The sequence below is a fragment of the Nocardia sp. NBC_00416 genome, from assembly GCF_036032445.1.
GTDB lineage: Bacteria > Actinomycetota > Actinomycetes > Mycobacteriales > Mycobacteriaceae > Nocardia.
This window is the reverse complement of sequence record NZ_CP107932.1, coordinates 781,500-799,404: the sequence shown is the minus strand read 5'-3', so window position 1 is coordinate 799,404 and position 17,905 is coordinate 781,500. Positions and strand designations below refer to the sequence as shown.

Here is a 17,905-nt window from a genome sequence, read left to right as displayed (position 1 = left end):
GATCGAGCAGGTTCGGTTCGATCAGCTGCGGTCGCCTCTCGCCAATTCGGGATCCCGAACACCCGGCCTCGGGGATCTGCGAGCGGTCCGCCGGAACTGATCGTCTTCGGTATCGCCCTCGCCATCATCGTGATCACCGCTTACCTGGATTCGGGGGTGTGCTGATCGGCGGACCGCAACGGGTGCCGACGATGATCAGGCGGGGGCACCATCGTCAGCGGAACGTCGGGAATCGACGACTTCTACCGGCGAACCCTCGATACGGCGACCGTGACCAGCAGCCTCGCCGTGCGAGGGAGGAAGTCGGTGCGGCCGGAGACGCCGTCGACTCCTGGCTCCGCGAATACCACCTCGTCACCGGCTGAGCGCGGGCCGAACTGTCAGAGTCGCTGGTCAGCGCCCTCGGTCCCCCGGTCAGGCCGGCCGCGGTGCGTACATGACGACCGCGACACCGATCAGGCAGATGACAGCACCGGTGAGGTCCCACCGGTCGGGCCGGAAACCATCGAGAGCCATACCCCACAACAGCGATCCGGCAACGAACACGCCACCGTAAGCCGCCAGGATGCGCCCGAAGTTCGCGTCGGGCTGCAGAGTGGCGACGAAACCGTAGATCCCCAGCGCAACCACACCCGCACCGATCCACGCCCAGCCGCGGTGTTCACGCACCCCCTGCCACACCAGCCACGCCCCACCGATCTCCGCCACGGCGGCCAGAACGAACAGCAAGATCGAGCGCAGCACAGTCATGTGCAGAGCCTAAGCGCGGATCGAACGGCGGTCTCGCTGCCTCCCAACCCTCGTCGCGCGGCCGACCGCTACGGCTCAGACCGACCCCAGTGGGATGACGTGTGGTCGCCCCTGGGCCGGTTCGGTCACCACCTGCGCGGCGAGTCCGAAGACATCGCGCAGCACGTCCGGGCGCACCACCTGGTCGGGCGCGCCCTGAATCACGATGGCGCCGTTCTTCATGGCGACGAGGTGGTCGCTGTATCGGGCGGCCAGCGAGATGTCGTGGAGCACCATGACGATGGTCCGGTTGCTCTCGGAATTGAGTCGGACGATCAGTTCCAGCAGTTCCACTTGATGCGCCAGGTCCAGGTAGGTGGTCGGCTCGTCCAGCAGCATGATGTCGGTTTCCTGGGCGAGCGTCATGGATATCCAGGCGCGTTGGCGCTGTCCACCGGACAGTTCTTCGAGTCGGGCGCCGGCCAGGTCGAGTATGCCGGTGGCGCTCAGCGAATGCCGCAGCGAGGCTTCGTCGAGGACGGAGAACTGCTCATACCACCGTTGCCGGGGGTGGCGCCCGCGCGAGACCAGGTCGGCGACCGTGAGTCCGGGCGGAGCGACGGGCGATTGGGGCAGAATGCTGATGCGCCGGGCGACTTTCCGGGTGGGCTGAGCGCTGATGGGTACGCCGTCGAGCAGCACACGACCGGACTTGGGAGCGAGCAATCGGCCCAGGCCGCGCAGCAGTGTCGACTTCCCGCACCCATTGGGGCCGATGATGGAGGTCACCGATCCGCTGGGGACGTCGAAGGTCATATCGGTGACGACATCGGCCGAACCGTAGCCGAGGGTGAGATTCTCCGCGCGTAGCACGGACGCCGTGGCCGGTCGGTTCACGTGAGCCTCCTCTGGTTCCGCAGGACGAGAAAGATCAGATACGGCCCGCCCAGTACGGCGGTGGCCACACCGACCGGCAGCGATACCGGCAGCACATTCGCAGCGACGGTATCGGCGACCAAGACGAAAAACGCACCCACCAACCCCGAGATGAAGATCGGTGGCACCGCCGATCCGATGAGCAGCCTGGCGATTTGCGGGCTCGCCAGAGCGACGAAAACGAGCGGACCCGCGACGACGACGCCGGCGGAGGCCAGCAGTGTCGCCAGCGCCAGCGCGTACAGGCGGAGGCGGCCGATCCGTACACCGAGCCCGGTCGCCACATCGTCGTCCAGGGTGAACAGCACCAGTCGCTGCCCGAGCAGCAGCGCCCCCGCCGACAAGGCCAGGGCCAGCAGTCCCATCGGCGCGACCAGCTTCCAGTCTTTGCCGTTGAGCGAACCCGACATCCAGGTCAGCGCCTGGGCGGCATTGCTGACGTCACCGAGGGTCAGCATCCAGGTCGTCAAGCTGACCGCGAGCCCGTTGATGCCCAGGCCCACGAGCACCAGGCGATAACTGTCGAGGGTCCCGGACACGGCCAGGAGATACACCAGGATCCCGGCGGACACCCCTCCGGCGAACGCGGCCACCGGCAGGCCGACCTCGCCGGCGAAACCACTCAGACCGGCCGCGCCACCGCCTGCCAGCACGAGCACCGAGACGGCGCCGAGCGACGCTCCCGCCGTCACTCCCAGAATGTCGGGGCTGGCAAGGGGATTGCGTGCGACAGTCTGGGTGAACGCCCCCGCCATTGCCAGACAGGCTCCCGCGACCACGGCCCCGGCGGTGCGCGGTGCTCGGAACTCCGTCACCGCGAGATGCACACGGGCATTGGAATCATCACCGAACAGGGCACGCACGACGGCGTCGAGCGGTAGCGCGGAACCGCCGTTCGCCAGGTGGACCGCGGCGGCCGCCAGGGCCAACAGGAGCAGCACGAGCCCGACCGACAGCGCGCGAGGCGCGATGCGCACAGAGATCGGCCCGCACCGCACAATCCGGGTGGGGGCGAGCAGATTCGGCTCCGGGCCGTTCATACGGTCACCAGCCGGCGGCGGCGGGCGAGGAGCACGAAGAACGGCGCGCCGATGACCGCGAGCACCACCCCGACCGACAGCTCGCCGGGCCGGGCGACGACCCGTCCCACGGTATCGGCGACGAGCACCAGGCAGATACCGAACGCGGCGGACGCCGGTACCGTGCGACGATAATCGGCAGCGACCAGGGCCCTGGCGATATGGGGAACAAGTAGCCCGGCAAAAGCGATCGGACCGGCCATGGTCACAGCCGATCCGGCGAGCAGGGTGATCGCGGCGATACCCACACACCGCGCCACCGGTATCGAGGTGCCCAGCGATCGAGCCGTGTCCTCACCCAGCGCCAACGTATTGAGCGCGCCGATATTGAGCAGGGCGAGCAGCAGGCCGACGGCGACGAAGGGCCATATCGCCCCCAGTGTGTACGGCCGCGCTGCCAAGGAGCCGACTTGCCAGAATCGCAGGGTGTCCAAGGACGCGCTGTCGAGCAGCACCAGTCCGGTGACCAGGCCGCCGCAGAGCGCGGTGACCGCCGCGCCGGACAGCACCAGGGTCACCGGCGTCGCTCCGTTGCGGGCGGCGGTCCCGACCGCGAAAACCAGCACGCTGGCCGCCAGGGCACCGGCGAAAGCCAGACCTGCCTGGGTATGAACCGACAGGCCGCCGAAGAGAAACGTCGCGGTGACGATCGCGAGCGCGGCACCTTGGTTGATGCCGAGCAGACCCGGTTCGGCGACAGCGTTACGCGTATGGCCCTGGGTGAGAATTCCGGCCACACCCAGACACGCTCCGGCGGCGATGCCGACGAGGGTGCGGGGCCAGCGGAGCTCGCGGATCGTCACATCCATATCGGTCCCGGAAGGCGTGGAGATCGCATGCCACACCTCGGCCAAGGTCGAGGGACTGCTGCCGACGCAGATACTCACCAGGACCGCCGCCAGCACAGCGGCGACCGGCACGGCGGCCATGACCAATGGTGAGCGTCCCGCGCGAATCGTGGCATTTCGGGGCGTGGCCGGAGCGTCGATCGAGGAGGCCTGCGGATCGGGGGTGGTACCGCTGATCACCGATTCGCTCGCACTGGTGTCGCCATCTCGGTTCTCCTTGCTAAGGTCAGCCCCATGTTGGGCAGCCTATCCTTATCGTCCTGATGGTTCACGGCGGCCCGGCCCGGAGAAAGGCCACATGATGAGGGGAACGTCCACCCGATCGATCGCGCGCCGATCACTGATTCCGCTCATGGCATGCGGGCTGGCGTTCGTCAGCGCCTGTGGCGGTTCCGGTGAGGTGAGCCCGGACGCCGCCGCAGGCAGCGGTGGCTCCCCGATCACGATCGAGCACGCCATGGGCGTCACCACGATCGAGGCCCCACCGCAAAGCGTTGTCGCACTGGATCCCAGCTTCACCGACGCCGCGCTACTGCTCGGCGCCCACCTCGCCGGCTATATCCAGTACCGCGCCGACCCTGAGCACCCGTTCCCGGACTATCTCGGTGAAATCGACGACGCGGTCGCCGGTTCCGTCAACGTCGGCACAACGGCCGAGCCCGACCTGGAGAAGATCCTGGAGCTCGAGCCCGACCTGATCATCTCGGCCAAGGTGCGGCACGAACCGCTCTACGATCAGCTGTCCAAGATCGCGCCGACCGTGTTCTCGGAGACCACGGGACCGACCTGGAAGCAGAACATCGTTCTTCTGGGCGAAGCACTGGGCAAGAAGACCAGAGCCCAGGAGCTGATCACTTCCTACGAGGAACGCGCGGCCGCGGTGGGCGAGCAGATAAAGATCAAGAATCCCGGCCTGACGTACTCGCTGGTCCGCTTCGCCGGCGAGGACACCGCCCGGCTGTACTCCAGCCACTCCTTCATCGGCGACATCATGACCGATATGGGCATCCCCCGCCCCGCGAACGCCCCCGACAACAACGACGGCATCTTCACCCCGTTGTCCGTGGAACAGATCCTGCGAGCCGACGCGGGCCTCATCATGGTCTCGGCCTACACCCCGCCGGGCGCCGAAGGCGACTCCAGCCGCGATCAGAAGAAGTCTTTCGAAGCCAATCCGCTGTGGCAGCGCCTGGCCGGTGACGTGATCCAGGTCGACGACGAGCCCTTCGTCCTGTCGGTGAGCATCCAGGGCGCACATGCCTCGATCACCACGCTGGCCGAGCACTTCGGAGTCGACCCGAGGAAGGATCTGATTCCCGCATGAACCGGCACGGGTGCGTTCGTCGCGCCTCACTCGGTCGATAGTTAGGTTTTGCTACCCTAAGCCTCATGGCGACGCGCACCAAGCACCGCAAGCCGCAGGAGCGACGGGTCTGCACCGCTGAAACTCTCGCCACCGAGCGAATCGGTCCCAGCTTCATCCGGGTGACGATCGGCGGACCCGACCTGCACGATTTCGCTCCGATGGGCTACGACCAGTGGTTTCGCCTCTTCCTGCCCAGGGAGCGGCAGCCCGGCCTGCGCCTGCCGACCGCGGCTGAGGACGATCGCTGGTACGCCCAGTATTCGGAAATGAGCAGCGATACCCGGCCGTTCATCCGCAACTACACCGTCCGCGCTTTCCGACCGGCAGGCGACGGGAGATTCGGCGCGCACGCCGAAATCGACATCGATATCGTTGCGCACGCGGATAGCGGCCCCGCCTCCACCTGGGCAGACCGAGCGCTTCCCGGCACCCAGATCGGGTTACTCGACGAGGGAACCATGTATCAGGCTCCGCCGCATACGAATTGGTCGCTGCTGGCCGGAGACGAAAGCGCACTTCCCGCGATTGCCGGTGTACTCCGCTCCGCACCGAGAGATCTGCGGGGCGCGGCGTTCATCGAAGTGCCCCACAGCGAAGATATCCGGGAGCTGGGCGAACCGACCGGGGTCCGGGTGCACTGGTTACCCCGCAACACCCCCGCCCGCCGCATCGGCACACTGGCCGCCGAAGCGGTACGCGGCGCCCAGCTCCCCGGCGAGAACGTCTACGCCTTCGTCGCGGGCGAACAGCAACTCGCCGCCGGAATACGCCGGCATCTGGTGCGCGACCGGGGATTCAGCAAGTCCGATATCACGTTCACCGGCTACTGGCGGGTCGGCCGAGCCGCGTCGAGTTGAGCGGGCACCGACCGGTCGATCGCGGCACAACCCGGCGCCTGGCGAACAACAGCGGCTATCGTGAGCCTATGGCCGCTATCCCGCCTACGGGGAACCACGCAGTATCTGGAGCAGAACTTCCCTGGTGGGCACTGATCGGGCCCGGAATCGCCACGATCACAAGTTGTTTCACGGTAACCTCTGTTTACGAGGCCGGTCGGCTGTCCCGAATGATGATGAACACCGGTTTGCTGCCTCAAGAATTCCTGCTGGTGGGCGTCATCCCGTATCTGCTCGCCGCCGCGATCACGTTCGCGCTGGGTCTGCTGCTGGGCGGGCGTTTGCCGACGGCGCTGTTGATCCCCGCGCTCGCGATCATGATCATCGGTGTCCTCCTCACCTCATTTGCCAGTGGCAGCGCAATGCTGCTGGCGGGCCGCGCGATCAGCGGACTCGGCGCCGGCGTCGCGGTCGGAGTCGCCGTGGCGGTACTGCGACGGGTCAAGGCTCCGCGGTCTGTCGCGGCCACCGCGGTAGCCGCTCTCGGTGTCCTGGCCGCCGTGGCCGCACCGTTTGTCAATCGGGCGCTGTCGGAGGCGGCCGGTTTCCGGATCGTGTACCTGGCGACGGTCCTTTTCCTGTTCGTCGCACTGGTCGCCAGTGCGGTCAGCGGAATCGTTCGGGCTGCGACAGCCGGTCGTCCCGCCCAGCCGGGGCCGTACGGGATGCCCTACCCGGCACCGTATCCCGCTCCGCAGCACCCTGCACCGTATTACCCCGCGGCACCATATCCACCGCAGACCCCGGGTCGCTGAACTGCGACCGGACCTGACCGAGCCGTGTGATCGCCTCCGCCACCCGCCGCGGCAGCCGCGAACACCCACTCATGGCCGCCGGCCTGCACGCCGTCACCACGATCGCAGACGAACTGACACCCACCGGACCGCCGAGAATGCCGCGCGGAGCGGCCTGAAACGGCGACCGGCGCTTCGCGTCGAGCGCGCCGTGTCCTCGGCGGCGTGCCCTCGGCCGCACAACTCGTCAGGTCGGCAGAAACCGCTTGCTTGTTCGCGTGGAGTCGCTCACTGGTCCGGATCCGGCCGCAGGACCACCGGGCCGTACCAGTGGCACACCAGCAGGGCGAGCTCGACGTCGAGCCTGTCGGCTTCGATCGCCCGCCCCCGTCGCGCCACTGCACGGCCGACCCGGTATTTCACGGAGTTGAAATGCAGGTTCAGCTCGGCGGCGGCCGCTTTGTAGCTGGATCCGGTGCGTAGGAACACCCGCAGAGTGTCGCGTAGACGCTCGTCGTTCTCGTTGTCACCGGCCAGGTCGCCGAGCACCTCACTCACCCAGTCGTGCGCCTCCTCGACGATGCCGCCCAGCAGCGCGGCGGTCATCAGCCCCGGATCGTCGGCGGCCACGATGCTCGGTGCGGGCCATTCGTGCGCCGAGGCGACCGAATATGCACGGTGTGCGCTGCGGTGGGAGTAGCGAAAACCGTCGATACCCGCAGCGGGGGTCCCGATCGCGATATCCGGGGCCGCACGACGCGCGGACACGAACTTCCGTATCTCGGCCACCAGGTCCCCCGGCGCGGACCGGTAGGGCAGCCAAGCCCAGACGATGGCCCGGTCCGCGGCCAGGACCAGCGGGTTCGATGCGGCCCCGAGGCTATCGGCCAGGTCGCGGACAAAGCGCTGCAGGCTCGGTATCGCGTCGCTGTCGACCTCCTCGGCGGAGTACCACAGCACGAGCGCGACGTGGTGCCAGCGCAGCGGGTAACGGATCGCCTCGGTCGCCGCGTCGACGTCCACGGGCGCGCGGCTGCTCAGCACCTCATGTGCCCGCACCGCGCGGGCGTTGTTCTGGCTTTCCAGCCATTGTTCCCGCTCGTCGTCGTAGATCGCCAATACCTGTTCGGTGATGTGGTCGATGTAGTCGAACAGCGTGGGGGTGATGCGTTCGACCACGTCGATCCGCCCGGTCGGGGAAATCGCCATCGCGTGGAGCTCGGCGAACATCAACTCGGTCAAGCGTCGCTCCCCGAGTCGATAGGCGCGGGCCAAGGCGTTGGCCGGTACTCCCTGCTGAGCCAGGCGCCGGGCGTAGTCCACCACGGCAGGCGCGGCCTGGATATCGGCGACGGAGACGTTGTAGCGCAGCGCGTGCAGGATGGTGGCGACATTGGCTTCGACGCTGGCCGCGAGCAGATCGCCGGTATGCGGATCACGCCGCAGATCGGCGACATCGTCTTCGATGTAGGTGCGGATTGCCGCGCTCACCTCGCCCACCCGCTCGTTCATCCGGGCGGCTATCGCCGCTGTACAGCGGTTGGCATACGCATCGTCGTGACCCGCGATCACCACGTTCCGAACGTACCCTGCCGCCCACCGCTCGTCGAAGATCTCCGTTTGTTCTCCGGCGACAAAGTTCGGCACGCGATTCATCACCGCACGACGGCGACCCGGCGGCCGCACCTTCCTACGGTAGAGACACGACAGCCGCACCAGCGCTTCGAGAGGCCCGTCGACGACCATCGCCGCACCTGCCCGTCAGCCCATACGACCCGCGCTGACGGGCGACGACACCGACCGAACAACGTACGTTCTGCCCCTCCGGCCGCTGGGCTCGCCCAGCGACCTGGATCCCCGACACCCCTCCGCAGGACCGACCATGAACCTTGCGATACTCCCGGACTGCCGTGCCGAGACCGCTCCACACGCCGCAGCCGTCGCCGACGACAACATCGACCTGGACAACACCGGATTCCTGGCCGCCGTGCGACGGGCGACCACGTCGCTGCGTGCCGCGGGCGTCTCGACGGGCGATGTGGTCGCGATCATGCTGCCCAACACAGCCAGCTTCGTCGTAGCCGTTTTCGCCACGTGGCGCCTGGGTGCCACCGTCACCGCCATCGACCCGGCGCTGTCCGCTGAAGACGCCGGCTACCGGATGGCCCGCACGGACACCGAGGTGCTGATATCCCGGTACGAACCTCCCGGCGGCTTTCCGGTCCGATCCGTGGTAGCCGCGGACAGTCTGACCTCGGCCGAGCCCGATGCCGCCGCGCCGGCCCGGGCCGACGACGACACACCGGCGCTGGTCCTCCACACCGGCGGCGCGGCGGGCACATCGGAAGTCGTGACGCTCGACCACATGCACCTCAACGCCGTGTGCCGATTGGCGATCGAGATCTTCGACCTCACCGCCACCGACCACAGCCTGTCGATCCTGCCGCTGTTCCATGTCAACGGCATCGCGCTGGGCACGGTGTCACCGCTTCTCGCCGGTGGTCGTGCCACTCTCGGCCCCTTTGTTCCGGCCACGTTCTTCGACCGGGTCGAGCGCAGCCGCGCCACCTATTTCTCCGCGGTACCGGACATGTACACACAGCTGTCCGATCTCCCTGCCGAGGCACAGCCCAACACCTCATCGGTGCGAATCACCATCTGCGGCGCGGCGCAACCCAGCGTGCAACTGCGCACCGAATTCGAACGCCGATACGACATTCCGATCATCCACGACCACGGACTGACGGAGTTCCCAGCGCGCACCCGTTCGATCCGCCCGCCGGCGTCCCCGCGACAAGCACCCTCGAAGCACTCGCGCCCAGCCGCTGATTCGGGGCCGGCGTTTCGAAGGACGGCGCCGAACAAGCAGGTGTAGCAGCCCACAGACCGACCTGACCGGGCACCGCTCGAGCCACCTCGTCACACTCTCGCCGCCGAAGACTCCCGGGTTCCGGCCCGACCGACGGAAATCGGCGATCGCCGCGGGAGCCCCGGTGTCGGCGAGTGTCCGCAAAGCCGATGCAGTCGGGTTGCCGGATGACCAGACACCCCTATCCACCCGGCCCAGGAGCCACCCGGCGTCAGGTGGCCGGGCCCCGCCGCGATACAGCGGGCACGATGGTCGCGAGTTCACGCCACGCGGACAACGGCAGGCTCCCCGGGTCGGTGCCGACGACCTGGAGGCAGACATGATCGGCTCCGGCCTCGAGATGTCGACGCACGCGCTGCTCGATCGCGGGTAGATCACCGTAGGCCATGATGGCGTCGACCAGCCGACCGCTGGGACCGGCGAGGTCGTCGTCATCGAATCCCAGCCTGCGCAGGTTGGCGGCTTGATGCGGCGCGCCGGAGGCGTACGCCGAAACATAGGCGGTGGCCGCCTCGCGAGCACGGTCGACGTCGGTGTCGAGCACGACCGGCTGCTCCACTCCGAGAAATACCCCGGGCCCCAGAATTCTCCTGGCCTGTGCGGTATGCGCGACCGGGACGAAGTACGGGTGGGCGCCCCAGGTCCGCTGCGCGGCCAGCTCCAACATCCTCGGGCCCAGCGCGCCGATCACTCGCCGCGGCACAGGATCCGGAATCGGCCCGTGCAACGGCACCGCGTCCATCGCATCCAGATAACCGCTCATCAAAGCTCGAGGTTTTCCCCCGGCGGGAATCGTCTGCCCATCCGCGACTATCGGACGGCCACCGACCCGATGCCCCCCTAACCCCAGTAGATACCGTCCCGGGAAGGCTTCGCCGAGCGCACGCTCCGCGGTCACCATAGCGATGGGATCCCGCAACGCGACATTGGCGATACCGGCCGCCACGACGATCCGGTCGGTGGCTGTCAACAACAGCCAGGCCTGTCCGATGCTGTCCCGCCCGAACCCCTCGCCGAACCACAGTGCACCGAAACCCAGCTCTTCGATCTCGGCGGCAGCCTCCCGAACCAGGGACGCCGGCTGTCGATCGAAGGCCCACGTCCAGATTCCCACCGTGCCCAAGTCCTGTTGCGCCACTGGATACTCCACTCCCCGATCTCGAACCGGAGAGGCTCTCCGATTTTCTTCCGCTAGAATATGGAGAGCTTCTCCGGTTCCGCAAGGGGGTATGGATGAGATCGCATGCGGAACGCAACTACCGCCGGATACTCGCCGCGGCAACGGCCGCGTTCGCCGAGTCGGGCCCCGACGCATCGCTCAACGAGATCGCCAAACGAGCCGGCGTGGGCCCGGGCACGCTCTACCGCCATTTCGCCAATCGGCAGACACTGCAGCTCGCGGTGTTGCGGGAACGCGTCGAAGCCCTGTGCGAACGCGGCGAGGAACTACTCTCCGAGCCGGACGCGGACACAGCTCTCGAGCAATGGCTACGCGCACTCCTACAACACACTCACGCGGACAAAGGACTCGGCGCCGCCGCGCTCACCGGCCCACTCGGGCACGACTTCGAGTGCCGTGCGGCTATCGGCAGAACAGCCACGCAACTCTTGACCCGCGCACAAACGCAGGGCACCGCACGAGGCGACACATCAGCTGATGATCTGATTCAACTGGTCGCCGGAATAGGGTTGGCCGCCGCGGACAGCGCCGATTCCGACCGGTCCGGCCGGCTGCTCCGGATCGTCGTCGACGGACTCTTCGCCCGGTGAACGATGAAAGGCGGTTCAACTGCACGGCATACCGACACAACAGCATTTTCCGGATCGATCACGGACCCCACTCCGGGTCCGCTGATGTTCGCGGTACTGGTGTTGATCGTGACGGTGGTGTTCGGGTTGTCCACCGACTACAAGGTTTTCCTCCATATCGGAGCGAGTGTTGCAGGCGCAGCTGTTACGGGGCGCGCAGAACGTAGCACTTCAGGGCTCGGGGAGGTATCTTGCCTGCGCTCCGGGATATTGCGCACCTGATCTGGGGTACAGGCCGGTTTCGGGGTGGCCGGCCCGGAAATCCGATAGCGCCGCGGTGGTCACCCGGGTGCCGACGAGGTCGAGGCGGTCGAACCTGTAGCGCTCGAGATTCGGCAGGACAACATCGGTGACCGGCGTGCCACGCAGACTCAGTGAGGTGATCTCGGTGGGTCCGTCCAGCAGCGTCGCGATGTCCTCATCGGTGCCGTGGGCGAGGTGGACACCGAGATGGCCGATACGGTGCGGCAGTTGGACCGGGCCGATGATGTGAGCCGCGGTCAGGCTCAGCCGCTGTAACGACTGCGGTAAGCGGCCGTCCAACCAGAGGGCGTTGCTCGCCTCGAGGTCCAGACCGGTGAGGCAAGGAAGACTGTCGGGCCAGGCTCGGCGGCCCCATGGGCGGTTCGGCAGATTGCTTATCCGGAGATGTGTCAGCGCACCGAGACGGCTATCGGGGCCGATATCGAAAGTGCCGAATTCCGAGAGTCGCAGGCGCAAGATCCGCAATTTCGGAAAGCGGGCGAACGCCGCCAGGCCATCGGCGCTCTCGATGGAGCATGCATCATGCTCGATGATCTCCACATTCGGCAGATCCGGAACCGCGGCCAACGCTTGTCCGTCGAACTCACCGGTCATGATGTTCAGCGCCCATACCCGATCCGATGCGCCGGTCACTATGTCGAGATCGTCGCGATCCCAGCATTCGGCCCGGGTGTGAATACTGAATCGAGTGCCGTCGTACTGCACGGGCAGCGTCGGTCCGAGCACATGGAACGGCGGCCTGCCCTCATCGAGGTGATACAGCCGGTCCTCATCGGCGGTCGAGCGTCCGCAATACACGACTTCAACGATCGTCGACGAGCCGGTCCTGCCGACGACTGCCAGGTTCACCCATTCGGGTACGCGGCCGTCACACCACAATTCGCCGACAACGGTCTCGAAGTCACATCGCTGCAACGCTGCAGCGCGGCGGCGGGAGATGTCCTCGGAAATTCCGACCCCACCTGATCCCGCCGGATCCCCGTCGTAGGACTGGTCGAGCCGAACCCGGAACAGCAACGGTGCGGGTAGGTCCTCGACCACGTATCTCCGGGCGATTTCCCAGGAGGCCACGGCGGCCGTCACAAGTCGCTCGGCGAAAAGATCACGATCCACCTGCCGAGCCTATTGCTCATGAAGGAAGTTCACCCGGGACATCGTGTCGGCGCGCAGCCGAACGCCGCCGTTCAGCGCTTCCAGGCAGCTCAGGGAGCCCACCACAGCGGATCACGACACCGAGTCGGTCGGATCGAAATCGGCGAAATCGAAGCCCGGCGAGACGACACAGCTGACCAGGGCCTCGTCCGCGTCTCCCGACAGCGGTTCGGCGCTCTGCCACGAACCCGCGGGGACGAGCACTTGCGGCCACTCGCCGGCGAGCACATCACCGCCGAGAACGTGCCGCGCGCCGGGGTCCGGCCGAGGACCGTCACCGCCGAGAGTCAGGGCGAGCGGGAGACCGGTATGCCACAGCCACAGCTCGTCGGAGCGCACCCGATGCCACACGGACCGCTCGCCGCGACCCAGCACGTAGTAGATCGCCGTGCCCGCGGCCCGTGTCCCGGAATAGCCGGCGGGGGTGAACGAGTGTGCGCTGCGCCAGGTTTCGCGGAACCATCCGCCTTCGACATGCGGCAGCAGATCGAGAGATTCGACCAGCGGTGAACGGCGGTCGAGGCTGACATACGCGCCGGTGGCATCCCGACGCGCATAGCGTATTTCAGCGATCGCGGCGCGGTCGATAGGCCCGTAGACGTGCGGGAACAGCAGATTCTCGGTGTCGGGTGCCGCCGATCTCGCACTCTCGAAACGGACCGGTGCGCCGACCTTGGCCGGATCGAGCAGCAACGCCGCCATGGGTTCGCCCTCATCCCGATAGGATGTGTTCGCCATCCGCAGCATTGTCGCCTCGTCCACGGCGCACTGCACGAAACCTTCGGTTTCCAGCGACGCACCGGAAATCGCTCCGCCGGATGCCCGTAGGTCCGATAAGCGCAACATATGGACGATCAGATCGGTTGGCACCGCCCCAATCTACCGAACACGACTCCGGTGACCAGCTGCGCAACGTCGACAACGAGCACGACCTGCGTGTCCCGGATCCTGCTGGATATCGGCCCGAGGTTCCCGCTAATACTCCAGGCCGAAGTAGCCGTCGAACAGGATTTCACTGATCTCGGTTGTGGTCTCCATGCCGACCTTGTCACCGCCTTCGACCACCCCGGTGTTGTTCATGATCGCCACTGTGTACCGCTCGTCCGGGCCGACGAATCCCACTGAATTCATCAGCCAGGAACCGTCGTCGTTATCGTCGGACCAACCGTTCTTGTTCCCCGGCCGCGCCTTCGCACCCGCACCCCAGACCCCCCACTGCTGGTTGACATCGACCGATCGCATCTCCCCGACGATGTAGTTCCGATGCCGCGCCGGCAACTCCTCCAGCACGTAGCTCATCAGACGGTCGAGATCGTTCGAGGTGGACAGGATCCAACCCCAATGATGCTCGTGCTGGTCGGTGAACTTCATATCGGTCATCCCGTACGACGGAAACCGCTTCGCATACTCCGCCTCCCCGCCGTAGCGGTACCACAACGTCGTTGCCGCCGCGTCGTCGCTCGAGTTCAGCATCCGGTGGATCAACTCACGGTCTTGCGCGGTCAGCGTGAGCGCGCCCGAGTCGTTGCGGAGCAGCAGATCCACCACCATGGCCAACTTCGGCGTAGAACAAGCCCAGACGAGCGTGCCCGCGTCCGCGCTCCGCCATACCGCACCGGTCATCCGGTCGCGGACCACGATTCCGGCAAACCCGGGACGGGTTCTTACGTAGGCTTCGGCCCGCGCGATGCGGACCAGCAGCCCCGCATCGAAACCCCTGCCGTCCTGCGGCGACCGGGCGTCGTCGGTTGCGGTGCGTGCCCTGATCGTCATCGCGGTCACGGTCAGCAACACCGCCGCCAACACACCGGACAACACCATGAGGAAAAGCCGTCTCCCCCGGTGCTCGAAGATCGCAATGGTTCGCACGGGCTTCCTTCCGTCGTGAACTCGCTCAGCGGTTTGCCACCCATCCGGAGCGGGTCGCCCCGAGAAACGGGCGTCGAATCGCAAGGTCGGTTCAGCGGGCGGGTCGAGCCAGCGGGGTGGTGTGCAGGAACGGCTGCCGTGCGATCCGGTTCGATCAGACGGTCCGGACCGACGTCAAGCGGACCGAAGCGTTATCACCGTGATTTCACTGGGCGCGAAGATACGGAACGGCGGACCCCAGAAACCCGAGCCCCTGCTGGTGTACAGCTGTGTCCGTGCACCGTGGCGGCTCAACCCGTGCACGGTGGGTTGGTCGAGACGGACCAGGAAGTTGAACGGCCAGATCTGTCCACCGTGCGTATGGCCGGCGATCTGCAGGTCGACACCGGCCGCCGCGGACTCGACAACCTGCTTCGGTTGATGCGCGAGCATGAGCACCGGAAGCCCTGGATCGACCCCCGCCAGGGCATCGTCGAAGTTCGCGCCGTGACCACTCAGTTTCGCCGACTTCGCAGTGGCGTCGTCGACGCCCGCGAGTACGAGGCGGTCGCCGCCGCGCTCGACGACGATGTGTTCGTTGTGCAGAGTTTTCCAGCCGATCGAATCCATGTAGTCGAGCCAGCCCTGCGCCTCGCCGAGGTACTCGTGATTACCGGTGACATAGACCCTGGCGAGCCCGGCGTCCATGGTGGCGAGCGGAGCCGCCTGCACACGTCGTTGCGCCACGGAGCCATCAGCGATATCACCGACATGGGCCACGATGTCCGGACGTAGTTCGTTCACAGTCGCAGCGACTCCGAGCGACCACTTCGTCCGGTTGATCGGACCGAAATGGGTATCGGTCACAGCGACGACTCGGATGCCGTCCAGGCCCCGGCCGAGTCGCGGCAGGGTGACCTCCACATGCGCGACCCGAGGAATTCGCATGGCCTCCCGATTGCCCCAGATCAGGAGAACCGCGGTCACGAGAACGACGGCGGTGGCCACCGAACGTGAGCGAACCGGATCCTCCACGCCCACGAAGGCGAGTACGAGCCGCGCGATCGTGCCGATCACCGACCAGGCGAAGAGCACCCAGACGATCCCCAGGATGGAGTCGCCGATCACGCCCGCCCAGTCGAGATGGCGACGGCCGTGGCTCAATACCAGCGTCACGGGTAGAACCACGAGAGTGATCGCGAAGGCCGCTGTTCCCAATGCGACCACGGGTGCCGGCCACTGAGTTCCGGACATCACCAAGGTCCACCACGGGACGACGAAGAGGACCAGCAGCACGGAGACGATCGTCGTAGCGATCGCAAGTACCCGCAGAGGTCTGGGTAAGGGACGCGAATCCGATCGGATCGTCGTATCTGGCAACGGAGTGCTCACCACCTCGATCCTAATTCAGTGCTCGAGGCGCTCCGACGATCCCGGCAGATCATCGGCTGCGGGAACCCCGATAAGTACGCACACCCGCAGACGCCGCCGCAGCCTTATCGGCGGCATCCCCTCCCTGTTCGCGACCAACGCTATAGCTCCCCCGGGGCTACCACTCCGATGAGACCAGCGAGCCGGCCCGGTAGGTCTCGATGCCCCTGACCGCGCGGCTGCGGGCACCTCAGCGCGTCGGTCGTTCGTGGTGACGATGGCGCGGGTGATGGGGTATCCGGAGACTGGACCACACCGTTGGTCGTCGCCGGCCCGACCGGCGCAGCAGTCAGGACCCATCGAACGCGCATACTGCTACCCGAGCGACAAGCGACAGTGCTGGTTTCGCTGAAGATGTTGCACTGGAACCCTTTCCGGTAGGGTCCCGCGACGTGCCCACACAACGAGTACCAGGCCGTCCCGCAGTAGGCAGAAAGGGACACCACTCGTCACCGCGCGCGAGGGTGACGCGTTGAGCAATACAGATCCGGGTTTGCAGGGCGAATCCCCGATCGTGTCCGGGTCCCCGGTATCCGCCGATTCACATGTTCGGCTGGATGCCCCCTCGTTCGCGGCCGACCCGCACCGTGTCTACGAAGACATGCGACCGCACGGCCCGCTTGTACGGGTCGAGCTTTCGCCGGGCGTGCCGGCGACGCTCGTGATCGGCTATCAGGTGGCCGTGCAAATCCTCAACGACGAGGTCCATTTCCCCGCCGATTCCCGCCGATGGGAGGAGAACGCGTCCCCGGGCTGTCCGCTGGTGCCGATGTTGGGCTATCGCCCGAATGCGCTGCGCACCGCGGGCGCCGAACACGACCGGTACCGGCGCACCATCATCGCGGCGTTGCAGACCGTCGACCTGCACAAGGTGCACGACGCGGTCGCGCGGGCCGCCGAGGCACTGGTCAATGCCTTCTGCGGCCGCGGTACCGCCGACCTGCGGATGGACTACGCGTATCCGCTGACCTTCCGGGTCCTGAGTGAACTGCTGGGCTTTCCCGAAGACGCCGCGGCCGCGGCGTACGAGGGGATGGCCGCGATGCTGGAGGGAGTGGGCGCCGAGGAGGGGCAGCAGCGTTTCGTCGAGGCTCTGATCGGAGTCGTCCAGCAGAAGCAGGCCGCGCCGGGCGACGATCTGACCTCGGAGCTGCTGAAGCATCCGGACGGGCTCGATCTCATGGAGATGGTGAATCAGGCGGCGCTGCTGTTCTCGATGGGTACGGAGCCGACCTGCAATCTCATCCTCAACGCGTTGCTGCTGTTGATGACCGACGAGCAATACGGCGGCGGGGTCCTCAGCGGCGCCGTGGCTACCCGGGACGCCATCGATGCCGTGCTGTTCGAGGACCCGCCGCTGGCGAACTGGTGCGTGAGCTACCCCAGACAGCCACAGCTCATCGGCGATGCGTGGCTGCCTGCTGATCAACCGGTGGTCATCAGCTTGGCCGCATGCAATAACGATCCTGTCGTGGGCGGTGACCGCGGAGGCAACCGGTCGCACCTCGCGTGGGGGGCCGGTCCGCATGCCTGCCCGGCTCAGTCCCTCGCCCTGACGATCGCCGCGCAGGGCATCGACCTGCTGCTCGACGCACTGCCGGATATCCGTGCGCAAGCACCTGTGCAGCAACTGGATTGGCGGCCGGGGCAGTTCCACCGCGCGTTGGCGACACTACCGGTTCAGTTTCCAGCGTGCCCGCCGATGCGCCTGGCTTGATGGTCGAGGCGAAGGCGTCCGACCCGAACTCGGAAGGTGCGGTCCGATGGTGTCCGCCCACAGCTCCGTTGCAGCACCACGGTGTGAGCTGCGGCTCGCGGCGGGCTGCGAGGTTCATCCGACGACGCGGAACCACGAACGCGCGCAAGGGGTTTCCACTAATCTGCAGACTGTGCCGGTCTGGAGAACTGAAGCTCGGTGAGTCGATCCGCGCACCGATGAGCTCG

Annotated in this window: 16 protein-coding genes; 6 read left to right on the top strand and 10 right to left on the bottom strand. The window is 66.7% G+C overall.

Features of this window, described 5'->3' with window-relative positions; translation table 11 throughout:
- Nucleotides 1-414: 414 nt before the first annotated feature.
- From OG804_RS03665 to OG804_RS03650, 4 genes are all read right to left on the bottom strand, one after another.
- On the bottom strand, nucleotides 415-750 hold the full coding sequence (locus OG804_RS03665; RefSeq protein ID WP_328393847.1) for a YnfA family protein: 336 nt from the start codon (nucleotides 748-750) through the stop codon (nucleotides 415-417).
- Nucleotides 751-825: 75 nt separating this feature from the next.
- On the bottom strand, nucleotides 826-1,626 hold the full coding sequence (locus OG804_RS03660) for an ABC transporter ATP-binding protein (protein ID WP_328393845.1): 801 nt from the start codon (nucleotides 1,624-1,626) through the stop codon (nucleotides 826-828).
- Nucleotides 1,623-2,705 carry a FecCD family ABC transporter permease gene (locus tag OG804_RS03655; protein ID WP_328393843.1) on the bottom strand — a complete coding sequence of 361 codons (1,083 nt, stop codon included), beginning with the start codon at nucleotides 2,703-2,705 and terminating at the stop codon, nucleotides 1,623-1,625. Before OG804_RS03655 ends, OG804_RS03660 begins: the two co-directional genes overlap by 4 nt.
- On the bottom strand, nucleotides 2,702-3,772 hold the full coding sequence (locus OG804_RS03650; protein WP_328393841.1) for a FecCD family ABC transporter permease: 1,071 nt from the start codon (nucleotides 3,770-3,772) through the stop codon (nucleotides 2,702-2,704). Before OG804_RS03650 ends, OG804_RS03655 begins: the two co-directional genes overlap by 4 nt.
- Before the next feature lie 118 nt (nucleotides 3,773-3,890).
- Between OG804_RS03650 and OG804_RS03645 the strand changes: the two genes are divergently transcribed.
- From OG804_RS03645 to OG804_RS03635, 3 genes are all read left to right on the top strand, one after another.
- Nucleotides 3,891-4,916, top strand: a complete 1,026-nt coding sequence (locus OG804_RS03645) for an ABC transporter substrate-binding protein (protein ID WP_328393838.1) — start codon at nucleotides 3,891-3,893, stop codon at nucleotides 4,914-4,916.
- 65 nt (nucleotides 4,917-4,981) lie between these two features.
- The gene (locus OG804_RS03640) at nucleotides 4,982-5,815 is read left to right on the top strand and encodes a siderophore-interacting protein (RefSeq protein ID WP_328393836.1); all 834 of its coding nucleotides are present in this window, start codon (nucleotides 4,982-4,984) and stop codon (nucleotides 5,813-5,815) included.
- Between the two features lie 209 nt (nucleotides 5,816-6,024).
- Nucleotides 6,025-6,609, top strand: a complete 585-nt coding sequence (locus tag OG804_RS03635) for a hypothetical protein (RefSeq protein WP_328393834.1) — start codon at nucleotides 6,025-6,027, stop codon at nucleotides 6,607-6,609.
- A 267-nt stretch (nucleotides 6,610-6,876) separates the two neighbouring features.
- Here OG804_RS03635 and OG804_RS03630 read toward each other — a convergent pair whose 3' ends face one another.
- Nucleotides 6,877-8,235 carry a PucR family transcriptional regulator gene (locus OG804_RS03630; protein ID WP_328393832.1) on the bottom strand — a complete coding sequence of 453 codons (1,359 nt, stop codon included), beginning with the start codon at nucleotides 8,233-8,235 and terminating at the stop codon, nucleotides 6,877-6,879.
- A gap of 235 nt (nucleotides 8,236-8,470) precedes the next feature.
- Between OG804_RS03630 and OG804_RS03625 the strand changes: the two genes are divergently transcribed.
- Complete coding sequence (locus tag OG804_RS03625) at nucleotides 8,471-9,463, top strand: class I adenylate-forming enzyme family protein (RefSeq protein ID WP_328393830.1); 993 nt, start codon at nucleotides 8,471-8,473, stop codon at nucleotides 9,461-9,463.
- A gap of 205 nt (nucleotides 9,464-9,668) precedes the next feature.
- Here OG804_RS03625 and OG804_RS03620 read toward each other — a convergent pair whose 3' ends face one another.
- Nucleotides 9,669-10,595: a TIGR03620 family F420-dependent LLM class oxidoreductase gene (locus OG804_RS03620; protein ID WP_328393828.1), complete on the bottom strand. Its 927-nt coding sequence runs from the start codon at nucleotides 10,593-10,595 to the stop codon at nucleotides 9,669-9,671.
- Between the two features lie 95 nt (nucleotides 10,596-10,690).
- Here OG804_RS03620 and OG804_RS03615 point away from each other — a divergent pair, with 95 nt between their 5' ends.
- Nucleotides 10,691-11,227, top strand: a complete 537-nt coding sequence (locus OG804_RS03615) for a TetR/AcrR family transcriptional regulator (RefSeq protein ID WP_328393826.1) — start codon at nucleotides 10,691-10,693, stop codon at nucleotides 11,225-11,227.
- A gap of 210 nt (nucleotides 11,228-11,437) precedes the next feature.
- On the opposite strand, the gene OG804_RS03610 is transcribed toward OG804_RS03615, so the two are convergent.
- From OG804_RS03610 to OG804_RS03590, 4 genes are all read right to left on the bottom strand, one after another.
- Nucleotides 11,438-12,643, bottom strand: coding sequence for a hypothetical protein (locus tag OG804_RS03610; RefSeq protein ID WP_328393824.1), 1,206 nt, complete (start codon nucleotides 12,641-12,643; stop codon nucleotides 11,438-11,440).
- 111 nt (nucleotides 12,644-12,754) lie between these two features.
- Entirely contained in the window at nucleotides 12,755-13,552 is a 798-nt protein-coding gene (locus OG804_RS32280; RefSeq protein WP_442941733.1) for a cupin domain-containing protein, read from the bottom strand.
- A gap of 105 nt (nucleotides 13,553-13,657) precedes the next feature.
- Nucleotides 13,658-14,551, bottom strand: coding sequence for a serine hydrolase (locus OG804_RS03595; protein ID WP_328393822.1), 894 nt, complete (start codon nucleotides 14,549-14,551; stop codon nucleotides 13,658-13,660).
- Nucleotides 14,552-14,725: 174 nt separating this feature from the next.
- Nucleotides 14,726-15,835, bottom strand: coding sequence for a metallophosphoesterase (locus OG804_RS03590; RefSeq protein WP_442941849.1), 1,110 nt, complete (start codon nucleotides 15,833-15,835; stop codon nucleotides 14,726-14,728).
- A 598-nt stretch (nucleotides 15,836-16,433) separates the two neighbouring features.
- Here OG804_RS03590 and OG804_RS03585 point away from each other — a divergent pair.
- Nucleotides 16,434-17,678, top strand: coding sequence for a cytochrome P450 (locus OG804_RS03585; RefSeq protein WP_328393820.1), 1,245 nt, complete (start codon nucleotides 16,434-16,436; stop codon nucleotides 17,676-17,678).
- Nucleotides 17,679-17,905 lie beyond the last annotated feature (227 nt).

Coding starts and splice junctions, on each gene's coding strand:
- OG804_RS03645 (WP_328393838.1), top strand. CDS start 3,891: ATGATGAGGGGAACGTCCACCCGATCGATCGCGCGCCGATCACTGATT.
- OG804_RS03615 (WP_328393826.1), top strand. CDS start 10,691: ATGAGATCGCATGCGGAACGCAACTACCGCCGGATACTCGCCGCGGCA.
- OG804_RS03625 (WP_328393830.1), top strand. CDS start 8,471: ATGAACCTTGCGATACTCCCGGACTGCCGTGCCGAGACCGCTCCACAC.
- OG804_RS03635 (WP_328393834.1), top strand. CDS start 6,025: ATGATGATGAACACCGGTTTGCTGCCTCAAGAATTCCTGCTGGTGGGC.
- OG804_RS03640 (WP_328393836.1), top strand. CDS start 4,982: ATGGCGACGCGCACCAAGCACCGCAAGCCGCAGGAGCGACGGGTCTGC.
- OG804_RS03655 (WP_328393843.1), bottom strand. CDS start 2,705: ATGAACGGCCCGGAGCCGAATCTGCTCGCCCCCACCCGGATTGTGCGG.
- OG804_RS03665 (WP_328393847.1), bottom strand. CDS start 750: ATGACTGTGCTGCGCTCGATCTTGCTGTTCGTTCTGGCCGCCGTGGCG.